This window comes from Micromonospora qiuiae, assembly GCF_016863555.1.
GTDB lineage: Bacteria > Actinomycetota > Actinomycetes > Mycobacteriales > Micromonosporaceae > Micromonospora > Micromonospora qiuiae.
In genome coordinates, this window is sequence record NZ_BOPC01000041.1 from 18,540 (window position 1) to 38,091 (window position 19,552).

Here is a 19,552-nt window from a genome sequence, read left to right on the forward strand (position 1 = left end):
ACACCGGCGATCCTACGACCCGCGCCCTTCCTCACATCTCGGCGGATGGGCCGACGTTGGTGCGGGAGCGGATCACGTCGAGGACGTGGGTGACGGCCTCGGCGAGCGGTACGCCGTTGCGCTGGGAACCGTCGCGGTAACGGAACGAGACGGTGCCGGCGGCCACGTCGTCGTCCCCGGCGATCACCATGAACGGGATCTTCTGCTGCTGCGCGGTGCGGATCTTCTTCTGCATCCGGTCGTCACCGGCGTCGACCTGGGCGCGGATGCCCTCGGCGCGCAGCGCCGCGACGAAACCATGCAGGTAGTCGGCGTGGTCCTCGCGGATCGGGATGCCGACCACCTGCACCGGGGCCAGCCAGGCCGGGAAGGCGCCCGCGTAGTGCTCGGTGAGCACGCCGAAGAAGCGTTCGATCGAGCCGAAGAGCGCCCGGTGGATCATCACCGGCCGCTGCCGGGTGCCGTCGGCCGCCTGGTACTCCAGGCCGAAGCGCTCCGGCAGGTTGAAGTCGACCTGGATGGTCGACATCTGCCAGGTCCGGCCGATGGCGTCCTTGACCTGCACGGAGATCTTCGGACCGTAGAAAGCCGCGCCACCCGGGTCGGGCACCAGGTGCAGGCCGGACTCCTCGGCCGCCGAGCGCAGCGCCTCGGTGGCCCGCTCCCAGTTCTCGTCGGTGCCGACCGACTTGTCCGGGTTACGGGTGGACAACTCCAGGTAGAAGTCGTCCAGACCGTAGTCGCCCAACAGTTCGAGCACGAAGGCGAGCAGCGCCTTCAGCTCGCCGGCCATCTGCTCCTCGGTGCAGAAGATGTGCGCGTCGTCCTGAGTCATGCCGCGCACCCGGGTCAGGCCGTGCACCACACCGGACTTCTCGTACCGGTAGACCGTGCCGAACTCGAACATCCGCAGCGGCAGCTCCCGGTAGGAACGACCACGCGAGCGGAAGATCAAGTTGTGCATCGGGCAGTTCATCGGCTTGAGGTAGTAGTTCGCGCCCTCCATCTCCATGGGCGGGAACATCCCGTCGGCGTACCAGTCCAGGTGCCCGGAAACCTCGAACAGGTGGCTCTTGGTGATGTGCGGGGTGTTGACGAATTCGTACCCGGCCTGCTCGTGCTTGAGCCGCGAGTAGTTCTCCAGCTCGCGGCGGATGATGCCGCCCTTGGGGTGGAAGACCGCGAGACCGGAGCCGAGCTCGTCGGGGAAGCTGAACAGGTCCAGGTCCGCGCCGAGCTTGCGGTGGTCGCGCCGGGCGGCCTCCTCCAGCAGCTTCAGGTACGCCTTGAGCGCGTCGCGGGTCGGCCAGGCGGTGCCGTACACCCGTTGCAGCTGCGGGTTCTTCTCACTGCCCCGCCAGTACGCCGCGGCCGAGCGCATCAGCTTGAACGCGCCGATCAGCCGGGTGTTCGGCAGGTGCGGGCCACGACACAGGTCCGACCAGCAGACCTTGTCCTCGTCGGCGGCCAGGTTGTCGTAGATGGTCAGCTCGCCCCCGCCGACCTCCATCACCTGCGAGGAGTCCAGCCCTTCGCCCTTGACGTCGATCAGCTCCAGCTTGAACGGCTCGGCAGCCAGCTCGGCCTTGGCCTCGTCCAGGCTCTCGAAACGGCGGCGGCGGAACCGCTGCCCCGACTTGACGATCTCCTGCATCCGCTTCTCGAGCTTGGTCAGGTCGTCGGGCTGGAACGGCCTGTCCACCGCGAAGTCGTAGTAGAAGCCGTTCTCGATCGGCGGGCCGATGCCGAGCTTCGCCTCGGGAAAGACGTCCTGCACGGCCTGGGCGAGCACGTGCGCCGCCGAGTGACGCAGCACGTTGAGCCCGTCCGGAGAATCCAGCGCGACCGGCTCGACGACGGTCTCCTCGGCGGGTTTCCAGTCCAGGTCGCGCAGCACGCCCTGCGGGTCGCGGACCACCACGATCGCCTTGGGGCCGGCGTTGGGCAGCCCGGCCGCGGCCACCGCGTCGGCCGCCGTCGTCCCGGCGGCAACGACGACGGGGTCGGCCACGGCGGGGGTACGGGGTGCGGACACGGGTGACTCCTCTGGCAGATGTGACGGTAGGTGCCGACGTCGGCTTACCGCGATGCTATCGGTCGCCCGTCGGGCGCTGCCGCCCGATATCGGCGGCACCGGATCACCGCCGGCGTTGAACCTTTCCGGCCCGGCATCCGAACTACCGGGTGTGGCCGGAGCCCGTTCCGGCCCTGCCGACGCAGGATGGGGAACCCAGGATGGCGATGACGTGCGGCGGGAGTCGTCGACGCCGGGGCGGGCTGGTGGCCGCCCTGGCCACGGCCGGGGTGTTGCTCTGGCCCGCTACGGCGTGGGCGGACGGCGTGACCTTCACGCCGACCGAGGCCCAGCAGGGCAACTCGGTCAAGCTCGAGTTCGTGGTGCCCGACGAACGACCGGGGGTCCGTACCGAACGGATCGACATCCGGATGCCGACGGACACACCCATCGCCGAGGTGTGGCCGCTGTCGGTTGAGGGGTGGGCACCGGCGATCACCACCCGCAAGCTGGACACGCCGGTGACCGGCATGCACGGACCTGCCACCGATGTCGTGACCGCGGCACTGACCTGGACCCGCGCCGGGGATCAGGAGGACGACGGCCCCGCCCGGCTGGTCTTCTCGATGGCCCCGCTGCCGCAGACCGACCGGCTGGCCTTCGAACTGACTCAGACGTACGCGGACGGCCTTCAGGTGCACTGGGGAGAGCGCCCCGGTCAGCGTCCGCTGCCCGCGCTGACGCTGACGCCGGGCGACCCGGCCTACCCCGGCGCCGGCCACGCTGGGCACGGCGCGGCCCCCGGTGGCGGCGGTGGGCCGGCCGACACCCCGCCGGCCACGGCCGCCACCGACAGCGGCCCGAACGCCAACAGCCTGCTCGCCGCCGGCCTGGTCGCGGGTCTCGGCGGCGGCGCGGTGGTGGGCTGGCTGATCAGCCGGCGACGCCGGGCCACCGCCGAGGAGATCGACCGCTCGGTGCTCGACGCGCCGTCGACGGGGTCAGCCGGCCCAGTCGGGTAGCGGCTCCCGGGCGGCCAGCCAGTCGGTGGGCACCCCGCCGGGTGTGCCCACCCCGACGTACGCGGCGACCACCCCGCCGGCGATCGCGGCCGTGGTGTCCACGTCTCCGCCCGCCTCGACGCAGGCGCGCACGGCCGCCGGATAGTCCTCCAGGTGGGTGGCGGCCACCCAGCAGGTGAAGGCGACGGTGTCCTGGGCGGTGACCCGGGAGCCGTTGCCCACCGCGGCCACGATTTCGTCCAGCGGGCGACCGAGCAGGCCGGCGACCCGGCGTACGCCCCGGTGCACCTCGCTGGCCGGGTCCAGCGCGGCCGCCACGCCGGCGAGCAGGCGGCCCGGTTCGGGCCGGTTGCCGTCCAGACGGGCGCGGGCCGCCAGCGCGGCGGCCACCGCCACCGCCACCGCCCCGGCAATCCCTTCCGGGTGGGCGTGGGTCACCTCGGCCGACGCCCGGGCCTGGGCGGCGGCCCGGCTGGTCGAGTCGGCGAAGTACGCACCCAACGGCGCCACCCGCATCGCCGCGCCGTTGCCGCAGGAGCCCTGCCCGTCGAAGGCGGACGCGGCGGCGACCGGCCACGGCGTGCCGGTGCGGATCAGCCGCAGGATCTGCACCGCTCCGGGGCCGTACCCGCGGTACGGCTCGCAGCGCTCGGCGAAGGCCAACGCGAGGGCGTCCCGGTCGATCCGGCCGGCCTGGGCGAGCGCCGCCAGCACCGAGCAGGCCATCTCGGTGTCGTCGGTCCACTGCCACGGCGCGGGTGGCAGCCGGCCGGCGACCAGGTCGGGCGGGCGGCTGCCCGGCACGAAGAACTGGGATCCGAGGGCGTCGCCGACCGACAGACCGGCGAGCGCGTCGCGGGCCAGGGCCAGCCGGGTGTCCGGATAGAGAGTGAAAGCCATGTCACTGCCATCTTGTGCAGATCCTCGGGTGGGCCGCAATGACGCCGCCCGCCGCTGCGAGTACCGTGCGTGGGTGGCCACCGTCCTGCTGGTCGAAGACGACCACGTCGTACGCGGCGCGATGCTTCGGTCGCTCACCGACCGGGGTCACGCCGTGCACGCGGTCGGCACAGCGCTGGACGCGTTGCGCCGGGTCGCCGCGGAAACCCCCGACCTCGTCGTGCTCGACCTCGGCCTGCCGGACCTGGACGGGTCCGACGCTCTGCGGATGCTGCGCGGGATCACCGACGTGCCGATCATCATCGCCACCGCCCGCGACGACGAGCAGTCCGTGGTCCGGCTGCTGCGGGCCGGTGCCGACGACTACATGGTCAAGCCGTTCACCGGTGCGCACCTGGATGCCCGGATCACCACCGTGCTGCGTCGGGTCGGCCGGGCCAGCCGGGCGGCCCAGCCGGCCGTGCACAGCGTCGGCGGGCTGCGGGTGGACGTCGGCGAACGCAGCGCTCACCTCGACGGGGCCGCGCTGGCGCTGACCCGCAAGGAATTCGACCTGTTGGCGTATCTCGCCGCCCGTCCTGGCCGGGTAGTGTCCCGGCGGGAACTCTTGGAGGAGGTATGGCGGCAGCCATCGGTCGGCGAGGACCAGACCATCGACGTTCACCTGTACTGGCTGCGCCGCAAAATGGGCGAGTCCGCGGCGAAGCCGCGCTACCTGCGCACCGTGCGGGGAGTGGGTTTCCGGCTGGTGGCGCCGGACTGAGGCGGACGCTGGCCCTGCTGACGGCCGGCGTGGGCGCGCTGCTGGCGCTGGCCTTCCTGGTCCCGCTCGGGCTGACCCTGGACGGTCAGGCCCGCGAGGAGGCGATCGCGGACGCGGCCCGCCGCAGTGCCCTGGTCACCGGCGCGCTCGCGGTGAGCACCGAGCCGGCGGTGGTGGCCCGCGCCATCGAGGCCAGCGGCGACGACCCGGTCACCCGGCCGGTCGTGCACGGCCTGACGGTGGACGCCGCCGCCGGCCGGGCCGACGCCGGGCAGTTGGAGCAGGCCCGCACGCAGGGCCGGTCGTTGATCGTCGACGTCGACGGTGGCGCGTTACGGCTGGACCCGGTGGTCCTCGGCGATCAGACCGCGGTGGTGGAGGTCTTCGTCCCGGACTCCGCGCTCGGCGGTGACCGCAACAGCTGGCTGCTGCTGGCCGGGGTGGCGCTCGCCCTGGTGGGCGCGGCGGTGCTGGTGGTGGACCGGGTCGCGGCCCGGACGGTGGACGCCATCCGGGGCCTGGTCGCGGCGGCACTCGCGGTGGGCGACGGCGACCTGGGCGCACGCGTCGAACCGAGCGGCCCGCGCGAACTGGCCGAGGCCGGTCACGCCTTCAACCGGATGGCGGAACGGTTGGTCGCGGCCCGCACCGAGGAGCGGGAACTGGTGGCGGACCTGTCGCACCGGCTGCGGACCCCGCTGACCGTGCTGCGGCTGGACGCCGAGGCGTTGGAGTCCGACGACACCAGCGTGGGCGCGTTCAGTCAGGCGGAGCTGGACTACCGGCGCGGCATCCGGCGGATCCGGCAGGCGATCGTCACCCTGGAGGGTGAGATCGACACCCTGATCAAAACCACCCGCAAAACGGTGGCCACCGAGGCGGGCCCGGCGATCTGCGACGTGAGCGAGGTGGTCCGGGACCGGATGGTCTTCTGGGCGGCCCTGGCCGGCGACCAGAACCGTCCGCACCGGGTCAGCGGTGCTCAGCTGCGCATCCCCGCGCCGGTGCCCCGGGCCGAGCTGGCCGCCGCGTTGGACGCGGTGATCGGCAACGTCTTCCGTTACACGCCGCAGGGCACCGCCTTCGAGGTGGCGGTCTCCCGCCGCGACGGGTACGTCGCCATCCGGATCGACGACGCCGGTCCCGGCATCGCCAACCCGGATCGTGCGCTGCGTCGCGGCGCCAGCGACCAGGGCTCCACCGGGTTGGGGCTGGACATCGCCAAGCGGGTGGCGTTGCAGGCCAACGGCTCGGTCAGCATCGACCGGGCCCGGCTGGGCGGAGCGAGTGTGGTGATGCTGCTCGCCGACCCGGAGGCGACGCCGCGCCAGGTCAGCCGGTTCGGCCTGGTGGGCCGGATGACCCGGGAGGCTCGGGAGTCGAAGAGCAGCGGGCGCCGGTGGCCCCGGCAGCGGCCGTCGGACGATTGACCAGCGGCGCGCCGGTTACCCGTGGTGCGCCCGCCGGCGCGGGCTGTGCCCCGGCACAAGTCTTCCTTAGATCCGAGTTAACGCCGCCCCACAGACGGCATTCGGCTGCCAGGATCGTCGGTGAACCCAGTAGTTCCACCGGCCTTCGCTCCAGCGCGTACCGGCCGGTGGAGCCGTGCGCGCGGCGGGAGACACGGTCCCCCCACACCACACCTCCCGCCGCGCCACTTCCGGTCCGTCCCGCGAAGGTCGCCCGACGTCTCAGCGGTGGGTGGCCAGGTGGGCGTCGATCTCGGCGGTGATCCGTCGCTTGGCGGCCTCGTCCAGGAACGAGGCGGTCACTGCGTTGCGGGCCAGTGCCGCCAACTGCGCCGGGTTGGCGTTGAGCAGGTTGGCGGCGATGGCGTACTCGTCGTTGAGGGTGGTGCCGAACATCGGCGGGTCGTCGGAGTTGATGGTCACCAGCACCCCGGCGTCGATCAAACGGGGCAGCGGGTGCTCCTCGATGCGGGCCACCGCACGGGTCCGCACGTTGGAGGTCGGGCAGACCTCCAGGGGGATCTGCCGCTCGGCGAGGTGGGCGAGCAGTTGCGGATCCTCGACGGCGGAGATGCCGTGGCCGATCCGCTCGGCGCCCAGCTCGCGCAGCGCGTCCCAGATGGTTTCCGGGCCGGTGGTCTCCCCGGCGTGCGGCACGGAATGCAGCCCGACCGCCCGGGCCCGGTCGAAGTACGGCTTGAACTGCGGCCTCGGCACGCCGATCTCGGGGCCGCCCAGGCCGAAGCTGATCAACCCGTCGGGGCGCTCGTCGAGGCAGATCCGCAGCGTCTCCTCGGCCGCCGACAGGCCTGCCTCGCCGGGGATGTCGAAACACCACCGCAGCTCGATACCGAAGTCCGCGGCGGCGCGCCGGCGGGCGTCCTCGATCGCCTCGCAGAACGCCGGTGCGGGGATGCCCCGCTTGACGTGCGAGTACGGCGTGACCGTCAGCTCGGCGTAGCGGACCTGCTGACGGGCCAGTTCCCGGGCCACTTCGTGGGTGAGGATCCAGACGTCCTCCGGGTCTCGGATGAGGTCCACGACGCTGAGATAGAGCTCGACGAAATGGGCGAAGTCGCGGAAGACGAAGTAGTCGGCCAGCAGCTGCGGGTCCGCGGGGACCGGAGTGTTTCCCTCGTGCCGAGCGGCCAGCTCGGCCACGATCCGGGGCGAGGCGGAGCCGACGTGGTGCACGTGCAGCTCCACCTTGGGCAGTCCGGCGATGAAGGTACGCAGTTCGGTCACGGGTTCTCCTGAGCGTGGGTGCGGCGGCGGCTCACCGGGGCGCGGCGCCGGCACGGGCGACGACGAAGATCCGGCGGAACGGAAAATACACCTGTCCGTTCCGCACCGGGTACGCCTCGGCGAGGCGTACTCCCAGGGCGGCCCGGAAGGCAGCCCAGCCGGCGGCGTCCAGCGCGGCCCGGACCGGCCGCAGCGCGGTGCCCTCCAACCAGGTCAGCACCGGATGATCCGCGTCGGGGCGGGCCGGCAGCAGGTGCACGTAGGTGCTCTCCCAGGCGTCGACCGCGCAGCCGGCGTCGGTCAGCGTCGTGGCGTACCCGACCGGGTCGGCGACCGGCTCCTCGCGTTGCAGCCAGTCCAGCTCTGCCCGCCACGCCGGACGCGCGGCCACCGCACGCAGCTCCCGGTGCGAGGGGGCGTCGAAGTTGCCGGGCACCTGCACCGCCAGCCAGGCGCCGGGGGGCAGCTCGCCGGCCCAGCGGGTGAGCAGCTCGCGGTGACCGGGCACCCACTGGAGCACGGCGTTGCTCACCACCACGTCGGTGTCCGGGTCGGGCCGCCAGTGACGTACGTCGGCGACGTCGAAGGTGACCGGCGCGTCCAGCTCGGCGGCGCGCGCGATCATCTCCGCCGAGGAGTCCAACCCCACGACCCGGCTACCGGGCCAGCGCTCGGCGAGGGTGGCGGTCAGGGTGCCGGGACCACAGCCGAGGTCGACCACCGCGCGCGGCCGTTCGGCACCCACCCGGGCGAGCAGGTCGTGGAAGGGCCGGGACCGCTCGTCGCCGTAACGCAGGTACGTCGTCGGATCCCACATTGTGCCTCCCGCAAACCAGCAAACCGTACGTTCGTCTTGTTTAGCGTACGGCCCGACCACGGGTGGGGCAAGGCTGATCACTAGGCTCACCGTATGAAGCAACGCACCTTCCCTCGACTGGATCGGCAGGTCGGCGTCGTCGGCCTCGGCGCCTGGCAGCTCGGTGCCGACTGGGGCACGGTCACCGAGAACGACGCGATGGCGGTGCTGAGCGCCGCCGTCGAGGCTGGCGTCACCTTTCTGGACACCGCCGACGTGTACGGCGACGGACGCAGCGAACAGCTGATCGGCCGGTTCCTCGCAGCGCACCCGGACGCCGGGCTGACGGTGGCGACCAAGATGGGCCGCCGCGTGCCGCAGACCCCGCAGGCGTACACCCTGGACAACTTCCGCCAGTGGACCGATCGGTCGCGGGCCAACCTCGGCGTGGACACCCTGGACCTGGTGCAGTTGCACTGCCCGCCGACGGTGGTCTTCGCCGACGACGCGGTCTTCGACGCGCTCGACACCCTGGTCGCCGAGAAGCGGATCGCCGCGTACGGCGTCAGTGTGGAGACCTGCGACGAGGCGCTCACCGCGATCGCCCGTCCCGGAGTGGCCAGCGTCCAGATCATCCTGAACGCGCTGCGCCACAAGCCGTTGGAGCGGGTACTGCCGGCCGCTGCCGCCGCCGGGGTGGGCATCATCGCCCGCGTGCCGCTGGCCAGCGGCCTGCTCTCCGGCCGCTACGACGAGCACACCACCTTCCCCGCCGACGACCACCGCTCGTTCAACCGGCAGGGTGAGGCGTTCGACGTCGGCGAGACCTTCTCCGGCGTCGACTTCTCCACCGGGCTGGCCGCCGTCCGTCGGCTCACCCCGCTGGCCGGCGACGACCGTACGACGGCGCAGTTCGCGCTGCGCTGGGTGCTCGACCAGGTGGGGGTGACCGTGGTCATCCCCGGTGCCCGGGACGCGGCCCAGGCCCGCGCCAACGCCGCCGTGGCCGACCAACCGCCACTGTCCTCGGCGGAGCTGGCCGAGGTGAGCGCCGTCTACGACGAGCTGATCCGCCCACAGGTGCACCACCGATGGTGAGCGGCGCAACCGCCGGCGGGACCCGGCCGAAGGGGGCCGCGATGAGTGGCTGGTTCCGGCTCGCCCTCGGCCTGCTGGCCGTGGTCGTCGGCGCGCTGTGGACGGTGCAGGGCCTCGGCCACATCGAGGGCAGCATGCTGACCGGCCAGCGGATCTGGGCGGTGGTCGGCCCGGTGCTGGTGCTGCTCGGCTTGGCGCTGCTCTGGCTGGGCGTGCGGGCCCGCAACCGGCGGTGAAGCCAGCGGGCGCGCACGCTGGTGGTGAACGCGGAAAGCCCCGCTTCCCGTGCGGGATGCGGGGCTTTGCTCGATCCGAGTGGTCGGATCACCCGTCGCCGGCGGTCGCCGGCTGACATCGCTCAGAGGGGGCGGACCTGCTCGGCCTGCGGACCCTTCTGGCCTTGGGCGATCTCGAACTCCACCCGCTGGTTCTCCTCCAGCGTCCGGTAGCCGCTGGACTGGATGGCCGAGAAGTGGACGAACACGTCAGCACCCCCGCCGTCGACGGTGATGAAGCCGAAGCCCTTGTCAGCGTTGAACCACTTCACGGTTCCCTGCGCCATGTGTATCTCCTTCTAAAACTGGCGGCCGAGCACGCCGTGCGGCCGGTTGGCCGTTTTCGAGCAGCGGCGCCTGAGGCGGCCCCCGGTGAAGGAGACTTCTCTCAACCCACGCCATCTCGCAACAGCGTGGAACAGCAAACCACGTACGCAAAAACTTCGCACAGCCTACCCGACGAAATTCTCCGACATGTGACCTGAAGGATGCGTCAGTTCGGCTGGGTGGCGGCGCACCGATACGACGAAAGGCCCCCACCAGCGAACCGGTGAGCGGCCCCTTGCCGCGTTTTCCCTGGTTGCTAATCCGGCCAGCGGCCGGTGAGCCGACGTACGCCGAGCGCTCCGCCCCGGTCCACGGCGGCTCGGACGACGGCGAAAATAGCCCCCTGCAACGCCGCCGCGGCGAGAATTTCGCCCCAGTGACGGTCCTCGTCGGTGGGGCTGGGGGCGTCGCCGTCGCCCGCGGTCACCTTCCACACCTGGCGGAAGATCGTGCCCGCAATCGCGCCGGCGGCGATGCCAGCCAGGATGCCGACCGGCCGGTAGGCGACCTTGCCGATCCCCTTGCTCACCCACGCCTCCCTCTGATGATCAGCAGAACCACCGCGGCGACCATCGCACCGGCCGCGAGAGCCACGAAGGGCGCCGGACCTCGCCGCGCCCCGATCCCGCCGGCCTGCGCCTGCTCATGGCGGAGCCCGGCCTGGGCGCGGACCCGTGCGAGCGTCTGCGCGGCCTGGTCCCGCATCCGCTCCCGGGCCTGGTCCGCCGAGGACTTCAGTCGCTTCTTGACATCGGCCTTGGCGGCCAGCGCCTCCATCGTCTCGCTCAACTCGACCCGGGTACGCCGGATCTCCTCCCGCAGCGCCTCGGTGTCGCCGCTGCTGTTGCGCGTCATGCCCGTCTCCCGTCCTTGACCGCGGCGCTGACCACGTCGACGTCGGCCCGCAGGCTGCGCACGGTCGCCTGCGGCACCGGCGGAATCGCCTGGCTGACCTGCCGCTTGCCGATCAGGGCGAGCACGCCGGCGACCAGGAACAGGGCCACCGCCACGATCAGGGCGGACGCCCACGCGGGCAGCACCAGGGCCAGCAGCAGGATCGCGGCGGTGATGAGCGCGCCGAGACCGAAGAAGGCGAGCGCGCCGCCGCCGGCGAGCAGACCGATGCCGATACCGGCCCGCCGGCCCTTCTCGGTCAGCTCCGCGCGGGCCAGCGCGAGTTCGTCGCGCACCAGGCGGGACACCTGCTCGACCGCCCGCTGGACCAGCTCGGTGGTGGACGGCTCGCTCCCGTTGCGGGAGGTGCGGGCGTTCGCCACATCAGCCATGCTGTCCCCCTCTCGTCGTTCCCGCGCTGTATGCCCGAAGTCGCCGCCCGGCAATCCTGTCCCGAGAACAGAAAACCAACCCCACCCCGCACACCGCCCCCCGCCATTCCCCCCAACCCCCACCCCAAACCCGCTCGCCGACCCCACATCCCGCGCAGCGTTGATCATGGGGTCAGCGGCAGTGGTTGATCTTCCGAGTGCCGCTAACTTCATGATCAACGGGGAGATCGGGGGTGGGTGGGAGTCAGGGGTGAGGGGTGGCGGGTTCTTCGGGGCCCACGAAGGCTTCGCTGCGGGCCTCGCCGTCGTCGCTGCCACCGAAGAGGCGGGCGTCGTCGGGGAGTTCGACGTCGGTGGGGCGACGGGAGGCGGGGCGGTGGGGGGCGGGGTGCCGGGGCAGGCTGCCAGCGCCGTCACCGACCTCGGTACGCAGCCGGGGCATCGCGGTGGGCCGCTGGTCGCGTACCCAGGCCACCAGATGTTCGCGGACCAGGCAGCGCAGGTCCCACAGCGCCCCCGCACTGGCGGCGCTGACCAGCGCCCGGATCTTGATCATGCCGCCGGTCGCGTCGGTCACCTGGAGCACGCAGACCCGACCGTCCCACAGCTCGGTGCTCTCCACCACGCGACGCAACTCCTCCCGCATCGGCTGCACCGGGACCGACCAGTCGACGTGGAACTCGGCCGTGCCGAGCAGCGCCGCCTCGGTACGCGTCCAGTTCTGGAACGGGGTGCTGGTGAAATAGGAAGTGGGCAGAATCAGCCGCCGGTCGTCCCAGATCTGCACCACCACGTAGCTGAGCGTCAACTCCTCGATCCGACCCCACTCCCCCTCGACCACCACCACGTCGTCGAGGCGTACCGCATCGCTGAAGGCCAGTTGCAGGCCGGCGAAGACGTTGCCCAGCAGGCTCTGCGCGGCCAGCGCGGCGACGATACCGACCACACCGGCGCTGGTCAGCACGCCGGCGCCGATGCCGCGTACCGCGGGGAAGGTCATCAGCATCACGCCGAGGGTCAGCACGACGATCACCACGATGGTCACCCGGCGCAGCATCACGACCTGGGTGCGTACGCGGCGGGCGTGCCGATTGTCCGGCACGTCCACCCGGAACCGGGCCAGCGCGGTGTCCTCGATCACCACCAGCAGCGAGGCGACCAGCCAGGCGGTGGCCGCGATGACGGCGAGCACCAGCAGGTGCAGCAGGGCCTTTCGCCATCCGGCGCCCACCGCGTACCCGGTGCTGAACCGGACGGCGAACTGCACGGCGAGCACGGTCGCGGCGATCTGGAACGAGCGGTGCGCGTGCTCCGCCAACTCGGTCAACAACAGTGACCGGTGACCCCACCGCCGAATGAGGCGATGGGCCACCTCGACCGCAGCAAGGGCGATCGCCGCCGCGGCGAGCACGGCGACGACCGCCACGAGGTAGCTGTGCACCTGTACTTCTCCTTCTGACCCGACGGCGATGTCCGCACCGGGCGGCAATCCTGCCTCGGATCATCCTCACCGGCCATTGCCGTTGCCGCCGCGGCGGATGGGGCAGAGGAGTCAGACCTTGCGGTAGCGGGACTGGAGGAAGCAGAAGACGCCGAAGGCGGCGATGCCGAGCGCGATCAGCGTGAGCAGGATGGCGCCGTACGACTGGTCGCGCAGGATCCGCAGCGCGGCGTCCAGGCCACGGGCCTTCTCCGGGTCGTAGCTGACGGCGGCCAGCACGACCAGCAGGCCGGTGATGGCGAACGCGCCGCCCCGGGAGATGTAGCCGGCCATGCCGAGCCGGCGTGCGAGCTGGGTGGTCCGGACGCTCATCTCGCCGGTCTTCAGGCGCTTCAGGAACTTCTTCCTGGCCCCGTAGACGACCATGCCGACGCCGACTCCGGCGAGGACCAGGCCGGCGAGACCGACCAGCCAGCGGCCACCCGAGGACTGCATCAACCGGGCGGTCAGCTCCTCCTGTTGGGAGGCGCTGTCGGAGTTGGCGTTGGCGAAGACCTTCCAGGCGGTCCAGGCCAGCCAGAGGTAGATGACCGTCCGGGCGCCCGAGACGATCCGCTCGTTGCGCCGGTCGCTACCGCGTTCGGCGCGGTGCCCGACGGCCGCCTCCAGGGCCTGCCAGATCGCCATCGCGAGCATGCCGACCGCGATGGCGACGACGAGGAAATTGCCCATCGGCTGGGCGGCGAGGGTACGCAGCGCGCCGGACTGGTCACCGTCGTCGGCGGAGTTGCCGAAGGCGATCTGCAGCGCCAGCCAACCGAACAACAGGTGCACGATCCCGTAGCCGATGAAGCCAGCCCGGGCGAGGAGTTCCAGCCACCGGCTGTCGGCCGTACGGGCGGCGGTGGCTTCGGCGTTACGGGTGAGAGACATGGGCCCTCAATCTCCGCACGCGAAGATTTCCAAACGCGACCACCGCCGACGCCGAAATCAGCCCGAGTTACGCGAGATCCTCACCTTGACCTCGGCGTCGGCCGGAGAGAATGGGCAGGTGAGCATGCTGGTCGAGGACGATCCCGCGAAACGCCGCTACGAGATCCTGGTCGACGACGCGTTGGCCGGGTTCGCCCAATACCTGCCGCGAGACGAGGTGCTGATCTTCACCCACACGGAGGTGGATCCGGGCTTCCAGAACAAGGGCGTCGGCTCGGCGCTGATGCGCGGCACGCTGGACCAGGTCCGCGCGCAGGGACAGCGGGTGGTGTCGCGCTGCCCGTTCATGACGGCCTTCATCAACCGCCATCCGGAGTACGCGGACCTGATCACCAGCCTGGACTGAGCGCGACGCCGCCGAGCAGCTCGGCGGCGGCCCGGCCGGCGGCCCGGGTGGCGCCGTGGGTGGCCACGTGCACCCCGCCGAGGACGAGCGCCGGAACTCCCAGCTCCACCACGACCGCGTCGGGCCGCTCGGCCAGCGCCCGGTCGACGGCGGCCCGCATCCAGCCGTGCCGGTGCACGTCGCGGACGACCAGGACCAGCGGGCGTCCGGCGGCCCCGACGCTCGGGTCGGCGGGCACCGTGGCCTGGGTCCAGCGGACGCTGGTGGTGCCCGGCACAAGCGCGGCCAGCGGAGCAGCCACGCCCCAGGGGGTCGCCGTCCCGATCGCGATGTTGTGCGGCGGTTCGAACTCCACCACGTGCGGCGGAGCGGCCAGCGGCAGTGCCGTGGCGCCGTCGCCGGTGGCGGTGACCCGGATCGCGCGCCGCGCCGCCATCAGCCCGATTGCCGAACCGTCGCCGGCCGGGGTGCCTGCGGCATCGGCTCGGGCCGCGCGGGCGGCGGCCGTCCACGCCGCGAGCTGCCCGACCCGCTTCGCCGCCTCGGTCAGTCGCTCCTCCGGCAGTTCCCCGGCGACCACCGCCGCCACGATCTCGTCCCGCAGGTACCGTGCCGTCTCCTCGTCGGCGTGCTCCCCGCCGACGCAGATCGCGTCCGCCCCGGCGGCCAGCGCCCGCACCGCCGCACCGGCGAAGCCGTACCGGTCCGCGACCGCGCGCATCTCCACCGCGTCGGTCACCACCACACCGTCGAAGCCCATCTCCTCGCGGAGCAGGCCGCCCAGGATCCGCTCGCTCAGCGTGGCCGGCAGCCGGGGATCCAGCGCCGGCACCAGCAAGTGCCCGGTCATCACCGCCTGCACGCCCGCCGCGACGGCGGCCCGGAACGGGCCCAGTTCGACGGCGTGCAGCCGATCCCGGTCCGCGGTGATCCGGGGCAGGTCGTGGTGGGAGTCGACCCGGGTGTCGCCGTGGCCCGGGAAGTGTTTCGCGCAGGCGGCGACACCGGTCGACTGCAGGCCGCGCACCCAGGCGGTGGTGTGCCGGGCGACCAGTGCCGGCTCGGTACCGAACGAGCGGACGCCGATCACCGGATTGTCCGGGTTCGAGTTGACGTCGACGTCCGGCGCGTAGTTCAGGGTGATGCCGGCGGCGGCGAGTTCGGCGCCGAGGTCGCGGGCCACCTCCTCGGTGAGCGCCGGATCGTCCACCGCGCCGAGGGCGAGGTTGCCCGGACGGGAGCTGCCCTGGCCCGACTCGATGCGGGTGACGTCGCCGGCCTCCTCGTCGATGGCGACGATCACATCGGGCCGCTCCGCGCGCAGTGCGGCGGTGAGCGCGGCCACCTGTGCCGAGTCGACGACGTTGCGGCTGAACAGCACCACCGAGCCGAGCCCGTCGCCGAGCCAGCGGCAGACCCAGGCCGGTGGAACGGTGCCGACGAAGCCGGGCTGCAGGACCGCGGCGGCCAGCCTCGCCAGGTTTCCGTTCAATGCGCTCCCCCGTCTTCTCCGCCGCGCCGGCTTGCCCGCCACCCGGCGGTCAAGACATGGTCACACCGGGCCACCCAATTAGTCAATAAACCTTACAGTTGCCTTGGGCGCGCTACCCCGCGACAGTGCGGGGTGCCTGCTGCTGCGTGTCGGCGCCCTGTAGCGCTCTATGGGTTTGTAGGGTGATCGGGTGAACTTTGCCCGCGCTGCGCAAGGCGTGGAACGCCGTGAAGGACGAGGTCGCGCCGTGGTGGCGGGAATGTTCCAAGGAGGCGTTCAACACCGGCCTGGACGCTCTGGCTCGTGGGTTGAAGAACTGACCGGCTGATCGTGGCCGACCGCTGGTACCCATCCTCGAAAACCTGTTCCGGCTGCGGCGCGCCGCACGCAACCTCGCCGCACTCGCGACCGAGGTGGAGCCCGCCGGGAGTGGCCCGGTGGCAGGACGTGGAGCCGACCATAAGACCCGCGTACGCGGGCTGGTGGCTATGAAGCGTCAACCCGGCACGGCGACCGCCGATCAGACCGGGACCGTCCCACCGCAAGGTAGGACTACCGATCACATGCTCACCAGAGCGCACTGAAAGGTAACGGATGGACCCGCTGCTGCTGGCCGACGCGACGAGCCCGGCCGACATCCCCGGCGTACGCCTGCTCGGCCTGGTGGTCGGCGGCCTGCTGCTGCTCATCGCGATCCGGGCGATGTTCCGGCGCTGAGCCGTCCGGGGTGTGACCCACGCTCACCCGGGTACCGCCTGCGCGCAGGCACCACCACGGTGAGGGGTGAAAGGTGAAAATCGGCTACTTCCTGTCCACCGAGGAGTACCCGCCCGCCGAGTTGCTGGCGCAGGCGCGCGCCGCCGAACGGGCCGGGTTCCAGTCGCTGTGGATCTCCGATCACTACCATCCCTGGATCGACGCGCAGGGGCAGAGCCCCTTCGTCTGGTCGATGATCGGCGCGCTCAGCCAGGCCGTCACGCTGCCGGTCACCACGGCGGTGACCTGCCCGACCACGCGCATCCACCCGGCGGTGCTGGCCCAGGCGGCGGCGACCAGCGCGGTGCTGCACGGCGGACGGTTCGTCCTCGGGGTGGGCTCCGGCGAGGCGCTCAACGAGCACATCCTCGGCGACCCGTGGCCGCCGGCCGACACCCGGCTGGAAATGCTGGAGGAGGCCGTCGAGGTGATGCGGAAACTGTGGCGCGGACGCTTCGTCAACCACTACGGCCGCCACTACCGGGTGGAGCACGCGCGAATCTACACGCTGCCCGAGACGCCCCCGCCGATCTACGTCTCCGCGTTCGGCCCCAAGGCGATCCGGCTCGCCGCCCGCATCGGCGACGGCTTCATCAACACCACGCCCGACGCCGAACTGGTACGCCGGTTCCGGGAGGAGGGCGGCGGTGACAAACCGTGCCAGGCCGGCTTCAAGGCCGCGTACGCGCCGACCGAGGAGGAGGGTGTACGGCTGGCGCACGAACGCTGGCCGACCGAGGCGATGCCGGGCGAACTGGGGCAGGTGCTGCCCTCGCCACGGCACTTCGAGCAGGCCGCCCAACTGGTCGCCCCCGAGGCGATGCGCGAGCAGTTCGTCTGCGGCAGCGACGCCGAGGCGCACCTGGCGAAAATCGACGCGTACGCGAAGGCCGGCTTCGACGAGGTCTATGTCGCCAACACCGGACCGCACTGGCAGGGGCTGCTCGACCTGTACCAGCGCGAGGTGCTGCCCCGGATTCGCTGAATCGGTTGCCGGCCGGCGGGTTTGGCCGCCGGAGCACCCGGGTACGTGCCGCCCTCGATGAAGCTCACCACGCACTCGATGTCGTTGCGCCGCGCCGCGCGCAACCTGTTCGGTTGGAGCACGCTGCGCCCCAACCAACTGGCCGCCATGCGGGCCGTGATGAAGCGGCGCGACGCCCTGGTGGTGCTGCCCACCGGCGCCGGCAAGTCGGCGATCTACCAGATCCCGGCCAGCCTGATCCCCGGCCCGACGGTGGTGATCTCGCCGCTGCTCGCGCTGCAACAGGATCAGGTCGCGGCGCTCAACGAGCGGCAGCGACCGGAACTGCGGGCGGTCCGGATCTCCTCCGACGAGGGGCCGGCCCAACAGGCCGAGGCGATCGCCGAGATCCGCGACGGACGGGCCGAATTCCTCTTCATCACCCCGGAGCAGTTGGCCAACCCGGACCGGCTGGCGGAGGTGCGCTCCCTCTCCCCGGCCCTGGTCGCGATCGACGAGGCACACTGCATCTCCGCCTGGGGGTACGACTTCCGCCCGGACTACCTGGCACTCGGTCAGCTCGTCGAGGGCCTCGGCCGCCCGCCGGTGGTGGCGCTGACCGCCACCGCCTCCCCGCCGGTACGCGACGACATCATCGCCCGGCTGCGACTGCGCCGGCCGGAGGTCGTGGTGTCCGGGCTGGACCGGCCCAACCTCTTCCTCGAGGTGACGCACTGCCCCACCGAGGACTACCGCTGGCGACGGCTGATCGCGCTGCTGCGCGAGGACGAGCGGCCGGGCATCATCTACGTGCCCACCCGCCGGGCCGCCGAGGAACTGGCCGCCCGGCTCACCGAGGCCGGCTTCCCCGCCCAGCACTACCACGGCGGGATGTCGGCGGGCGCCCGCGCCCGGCTGCACGAGGACTTCCTCGCCGACCAGGTGCCGATCATGGTGGCGACCTCGGCGTTCGGCATGGGAATCGACAAACCGAACATCGCCTGGGTGGTGCACATGGCGCTGCCGGACTCCCCGGACAGATACTTCCAGGAGATCGGCCGCGCCGGGCGCGACGGCCAGCCGGCCCGCGTACTGCTGCTCTGGCAGGCCGAGGACGTCGGCCTGCAACGCTACTTCAGCGGCGGCCTGCCCGACGCCACCGAGCTGCGGGACCTGGCAGCGCTGCTGCGCCACGGCCCGAGCACCCGCAAGGAGTTACGCGAGACCACCGGACTCGGGCCCCGCAAGCTCGGGCAGTACCTCGCCCTGCTGGAACAGGTCGGCGCCGCCCAGCCCCGGGCGGGGCAGCGCGTGGGCGCCCCGCGCTACTGCCCCGCTCCGGTCGACGCCGCCGCGGCCGCCGTGGCGGAAGCCGAGCGCCGGCAGAACCTGACCCGGTCGCGGACCGACATGATGCGCGCCTTCGCCGAGACCACCGCCTGCCGAGGGCAGACGCTGCTGGCCTACTTCGGCGAGCAGATGAAGGGGACCTGTGCACACTGCGACAACTGCCACGCCGGCACAAGCGTCCCCGACGCCGGGGCGGTGGGGCCGTTCCCCGTACACAGCCAGGTCCGGCATCCGGAATGGGGCACCGGCCTGGTGCTCAGCTACGAGGAGGGTCGGATGACGGTCCTGTTCGACGAGGTCGGGTACAAGACCCTGTCGGTCAGCGTGGTGTCCGAGCAGGGGCTGCTGACGCTGCACTAACCTGGGCCGGCCGCCTGCGGCGGCTCAACTAACCTGGGCCGGCCGCCGCCGCGACGTGCGGCCGGCGAGGGTGGACGACGAGCGGGAGGGACACAGCCGTGATCGAAGAACCGGCGTACACCGGTTTCGGTTTCTCGGACGAGGAGTGGGGGCTGCTGGTCGGCCTGCCGCAGTCGGTGCTCACCGCGGCGAGCGCCGCCGAGTCCGACGGCACCCGGGCGACGAGGGCCGAGGGTGCCGCCGGCCTGGAGAGCATCTCGGCCGGGCGGGAGTCCGCCAGCCGGCTGGTGGCGGCCGTGGCCGGGGAAATCGTGCTCCGGGTGGGCGACCCGGAGGCCGGCGAGGAACTGCCGGTCATCGCACCCGAGGACCCCCGCGCCTATGCCGAGGACGTGCTCGCTCGGGCCAAGGAGGCCGCAGCGCTGCTGGCGGCCAAGGTGGACGAAGGCGAGGCCGGCGCGTACCGGCACTGGCTGGTGGAGATTGCCGAGCAGGTGGTTGGCGCAGCCAGCAGCGGCGGAATCCTCGGCCTCGGCGGCAGCACGGTCAGTCCCTCGGAGCGGCGCTTCCGCGACCGGCTGGCACAGGTCCTCAACGACTGAAGCGGTAGGGGCGGCGCCGGCCGGCGCCGCCCCTCATCTACGCGAGGGCTCTG

At 72.0% G+C, this 19,552-nt stretch carries 22 protein-coding genes; 11 read left to right on the forward strand and 11 right to left on the reverse strand.

Features of this window, described 5'->3' with window-relative positions; genetic code table 11:
• Positions 1–31: 31 nt before the first annotated feature.
• Positions 32–2,035 (reverse strand): threonine--tRNA ligase, encoded by a 2,004-nt coding sequence (gene thrS / locus Vqi01_RS15885; RefSeq protein ID WP_204035570.1) that lies wholly within the window; start codon positions 2,033–2,035, stop codon positions 32–34.
• A 200-nt stretch (positions 2,036–2,235) separates the two neighbouring features.
• Between thrS and Vqi01_RS15890 the strand changes: the two genes are divergently transcribed.
• Entirely contained in the window at positions 2,236–3,036 is an 801-nt protein-coding gene (locus Vqi01_RS15890; protein WP_204035571.1) for a DUF1775 domain-containing protein, read from the forward strand.
• On the opposite strand, the gene Vqi01_RS15895 is transcribed toward Vqi01_RS15890, so the two are convergent.
• The gene (locus tag Vqi01_RS15895; RefSeq protein WP_204035572.1) at positions 3,016–3,936 is read right to left on the reverse strand and encodes an ADP-ribosylglycohydrolase family protein; all 921 of its coding nucleotides are present in this window, start codon (positions 3,934–3,936) and stop codon (positions 3,016–3,018) included. The two genes, Vqi01_RS15890 and Vqi01_RS15895, sit on opposite strands and share 21 nt — an antisense overlap.
• Positions 3,937–4,009: 73 nt before the next feature.
• On the opposite strand from Vqi01_RS15895, the gene Vqi01_RS15900 reads away from it, so the two are divergent.
• On the forward strand, positions 4,010–4,699 hold the full coding sequence (locus Vqi01_RS15900) for a response regulator transcription factor (protein ID WP_204035573.1): 690 nt from the start codon (positions 4,010–4,012) through the stop codon (positions 4,697–4,699).
• Positions 4,700–4,728: 29 nt separating this feature from the next.
• The gene (locus tag Vqi01_RS15905) at positions 4,729–6,129 is read left to right on the forward strand and encodes a HAMP domain-containing sensor histidine kinase (protein WP_204035574.1); all 1,401 of its coding nucleotides are present in this window, start codon (positions 4,729–4,731) and stop codon (positions 6,127–6,129) included.
• A 261-nt stretch (positions 6,130–6,390) separates the two neighbouring features.
• Here Vqi01_RS15905 and Vqi01_RS15910 read toward each other — a convergent pair whose 3' ends face one another.
• Complete coding sequence (locus Vqi01_RS15910; RefSeq protein ID WP_204035575.1) at positions 6,391–7,413, reverse strand: adenosine deaminase; 1,023 nt, start codon at positions 7,411–7,413, stop codon at positions 6,391–6,393.
• A 31-nt stretch (positions 7,414–7,444) separates the two neighbouring features.
• Positions 7,445–8,230, reverse strand: a complete 786-nt coding sequence (locus Vqi01_RS15915; protein ID WP_204035576.1) for a trans-aconitate 2-methyltransferase — start codon at positions 8,228–8,230, stop codon at positions 7,445–7,447.
• A gap of 93 nt (positions 8,231–8,323) precedes the next feature.
• Here Vqi01_RS15915 and Vqi01_RS15920 point away from each other — a divergent pair, with 93 nt between their 5' ends.
• Positions 8,324–9,307 carry an aldo/keto reductase gene (locus Vqi01_RS15920; RefSeq protein ID WP_204035577.1) on the forward strand — a complete coding sequence of 328 codons (984 nt, stop codon included), beginning with the start codon at positions 8,324–8,326 and terminating at the stop codon, positions 9,305–9,307.
• Positions 9,301–9,543, forward strand: coding sequence for a hypothetical protein (locus Vqi01_RS15925; RefSeq protein WP_204035578.1), 243 nt, complete (start codon positions 9,301–9,303; stop codon positions 9,541–9,543). Before Vqi01_RS15920 ends, Vqi01_RS15925 begins: the two co-directional genes overlap by 7 nt.
• Positions 9,544–9,665: 122 nt before the next feature.
• On the opposite strand, the gene Vqi01_RS15930 is transcribed toward Vqi01_RS15925, so the two are convergent.
• From Vqi01_RS15930 to Vqi01_RS15955, 6 genes are all read right to left on the reverse strand, one after another.
• Positions 9,666–9,869 (reverse strand): cold-shock protein, encoded by a 204-nt coding sequence (locus tag Vqi01_RS15930; RefSeq protein WP_013732668.1) that lies wholly within the window; start codon positions 9,867–9,869, stop codon positions 9,666–9,668.
• Between the two features lie 296 nt (positions 9,870–10,165).
• Entirely contained in the window at positions 10,166–10,438 is a 273-nt protein-coding gene (locus Vqi01_RS15935; protein ID WP_204035579.1) for a DUF4235 domain-containing protein, read from the reverse strand.
• Positions 10,435–10,764 (reverse strand): DUF3618 domain-containing protein, encoded by a 330-nt coding sequence (locus Vqi01_RS15940; RefSeq protein WP_204035580.1) that lies wholly within the window; start codon positions 10,762–10,764, stop codon positions 10,435–10,437. The genes Vqi01_RS15935 and Vqi01_RS15940 overlap by 4 nt, the downstream gene beginning before the upstream one ends.
• On the reverse strand, positions 10,761–11,195 hold the full coding sequence (locus tag Vqi01_RS15945; RefSeq protein ID WP_204035581.1) for a phage holin family protein: 435 nt from the start codon (positions 11,193–11,195) through the stop codon (positions 10,761–10,763). Before Vqi01_RS15945 ends, Vqi01_RS15940 begins: the two co-directional genes overlap by 4 nt.
• Positions 11,196–11,439: 244 nt before the next feature.
• A complete protein-coding gene (locus tag Vqi01_RS15950; RefSeq protein ID WP_204035582.1) occupies positions 11,440–12,636 on the reverse strand; it encodes a mechanosensitive ion channel family protein in 1,197 nt (398 codons plus the stop codon).
• A 111-nt stretch (positions 12,637–12,747) separates the two neighbouring features.
• Positions 12,748–13,569, reverse strand: coding sequence for a DUF1206 domain-containing protein (locus Vqi01_RS15955; RefSeq protein WP_204035583.1), 822 nt, complete (start codon positions 13,567–13,569; stop codon positions 12,748–12,750).
• A 124-nt stretch (positions 13,570–13,693) separates the two neighbouring features.
• Here Vqi01_RS15955 and Vqi01_RS15960 point away from each other — a divergent pair, with 124 nt between their 5' ends.
• Positions 13,694–13,975 (forward strand): GNAT family N-acetyltransferase, encoded by a 282-nt coding sequence (locus Vqi01_RS15960; protein ID WP_239098431.1) that lies wholly within the window; start codon positions 13,694–13,696, stop codon positions 13,973–13,975.
• Here the strand turns inward: Vqi01_RS15960 and Vqi01_RS15965 are convergent.
• Positions 13,959–15,467, reverse strand: coding sequence for a glycoside hydrolase family 3 protein (locus tag Vqi01_RS15965; protein WP_204035585.1), 1,509 nt, complete (start codon positions 15,465–15,467; stop codon positions 13,959–13,961). The genes Vqi01_RS15960 and Vqi01_RS15965 overlap by 17 nt on opposite strands.
• Before the next feature lie 197 nt (positions 15,468–15,664).
• Between Vqi01_RS15965 and Vqi01_RS31310 the strand changes: the two genes are divergently transcribed.
• The 5 genes from Vqi01_RS31310 to Vqi01_RS15980 all read left to right on the forward strand — a co-directional run bounded on the left by Vqi01_RS31310 (position 15,665) and on the right by Vqi01_RS15980 (position 19,499).
• Positions 15,665–15,787, forward strand: a complete 123-nt coding sequence (locus tag Vqi01_RS31310; RefSeq protein WP_275408814.1) for a hypothetical protein — start codon at positions 15,665–15,667, stop codon at positions 15,785–15,787.
• Between the two features lie 274 nt (positions 15,788–16,061).
• Positions 16,062–16,184, forward strand: a complete 123-nt coding sequence (locus Vqi01_RS31315; RefSeq protein WP_275408815.1) for a hypothetical protein — start codon at positions 16,062–16,064, stop codon at positions 16,182–16,184.
• Positions 16,185–16,257: 73 nt separating this feature from the next.
• A complete protein-coding gene (locus tag Vqi01_RS15970) occupies positions 16,258–17,208 on the forward strand; it encodes a TIGR03557 family F420-dependent LLM class oxidoreductase (RefSeq protein WP_204035586.1) in 951 nt (316 codons plus the stop codon).
• 57 nt (positions 17,209–17,265) lie between these two features.
• Entirely contained in the window at positions 17,266–18,897 is a 1,632-nt protein-coding gene (locus Vqi01_RS15975) for a RecQ family ATP-dependent DNA helicase (protein ID WP_204035587.1), read from the forward strand.
• A gap of 98 nt (positions 18,898–18,995) precedes the next feature.
• Positions 18,996–19,499, forward strand: a complete 504-nt coding sequence (locus Vqi01_RS15980) for a hypothetical protein (protein ID WP_204035588.1) — start codon at positions 18,996–18,998, stop codon at positions 19,497–19,499.
• The last annotated feature ends 53 nt before the right edge of the window (positions 19,500–19,552 follow it).

What these genes read in the sequence shown, in the direction of transcription:
- Vqi01_RS15975 (WP_204035587.1), top strand. Translation starts at nt 17,266, where the DNA reads ATGAAGCTCACCACGCACTCGATGTCGTTGCGCCGCGCCGCGCGCAAC.
- Vqi01_RS15945 (WP_204035581.1), bottom strand. Translation starts at nt 11,195, where the DNA reads ATGGCTGATGTGGCGAACGCCCGCACCTCCCGCAACGGGAGCGAGCCG.
- Vqi01_RS15915 (WP_204035576.1), bottom strand. Translation starts at nt 8,230, where the DNA reads ATGTGGGATCCGACGACGTACCTGCGTTACGGCGACGAGCGGTCCCGG.
- Vqi01_RS15940 (WP_204035580.1), bottom strand. Translation starts at nt 10,764, where the DNA reads ATGACGCGCAACAGCAGCGGCGACACCGAGGCGCTGCGGGAGGAGATC.
- Vqi01_RS15890 (WP_204035571.1), top strand. Translation starts at nt 2,236, where the DNA reads ATGGCGATGACGTGCGGCGGGAGTCGTCGACGCCGGGGCGGGCTGGTG.
- Vqi01_RS15925 (WP_204035578.1), top strand. Translation starts at nt 9,301, where the DNA reads ATGGTGAGCGGCGCAACCGCCGGCGGGACCCGGCCGAAGGGGGCCGCG.
- Vqi01_RS15930 (WP_013732668.1), bottom strand. Translation starts at nt 9,869, where the DNA reads ATGGCGCAGGGAACCGTGAAGTGGTTCAACGCTGACAAGGGCTTCGGC.
- Vqi01_RS15920 (WP_204035577.1), top strand. Translation starts at nt 8,324, where the DNA reads ATGAAGCAACGCACCTTCCCTCGACTGGATCGGCAGGTCGGCGTCGTC.
- Vqi01_RS15955 (WP_204035583.1), bottom strand. Translation starts at nt 13,569, where the DNA reads ATGTCTCTCACCCGTAACGCCGAAGCCACCGCCGCCCGTACGGCCGAC.
- Vqi01_RS15895 (WP_204035572.1), bottom strand. Translation starts at nt 3,936, where the DNA reads ATGGCTTTCACTCTCTATCCGGACACCCGGCTGGCCCTGGCCCGCGAC.
- Vqi01_RS15960 (WP_239098431.1), top strand. Translation starts at nt 13,694, where the DNA reads ATGCTGGTCGAGGACGATCCCGCGAAACGCCGCTACGAGATCCTGGTC.
- Vqi01_RS31315 (WP_275408815.1), top strand. Translation starts at nt 16,062, where the DNA reads ATGGACCCGCTGCTGCTGGCCGACGCGACGAGCCCGGCCGACATCCCC.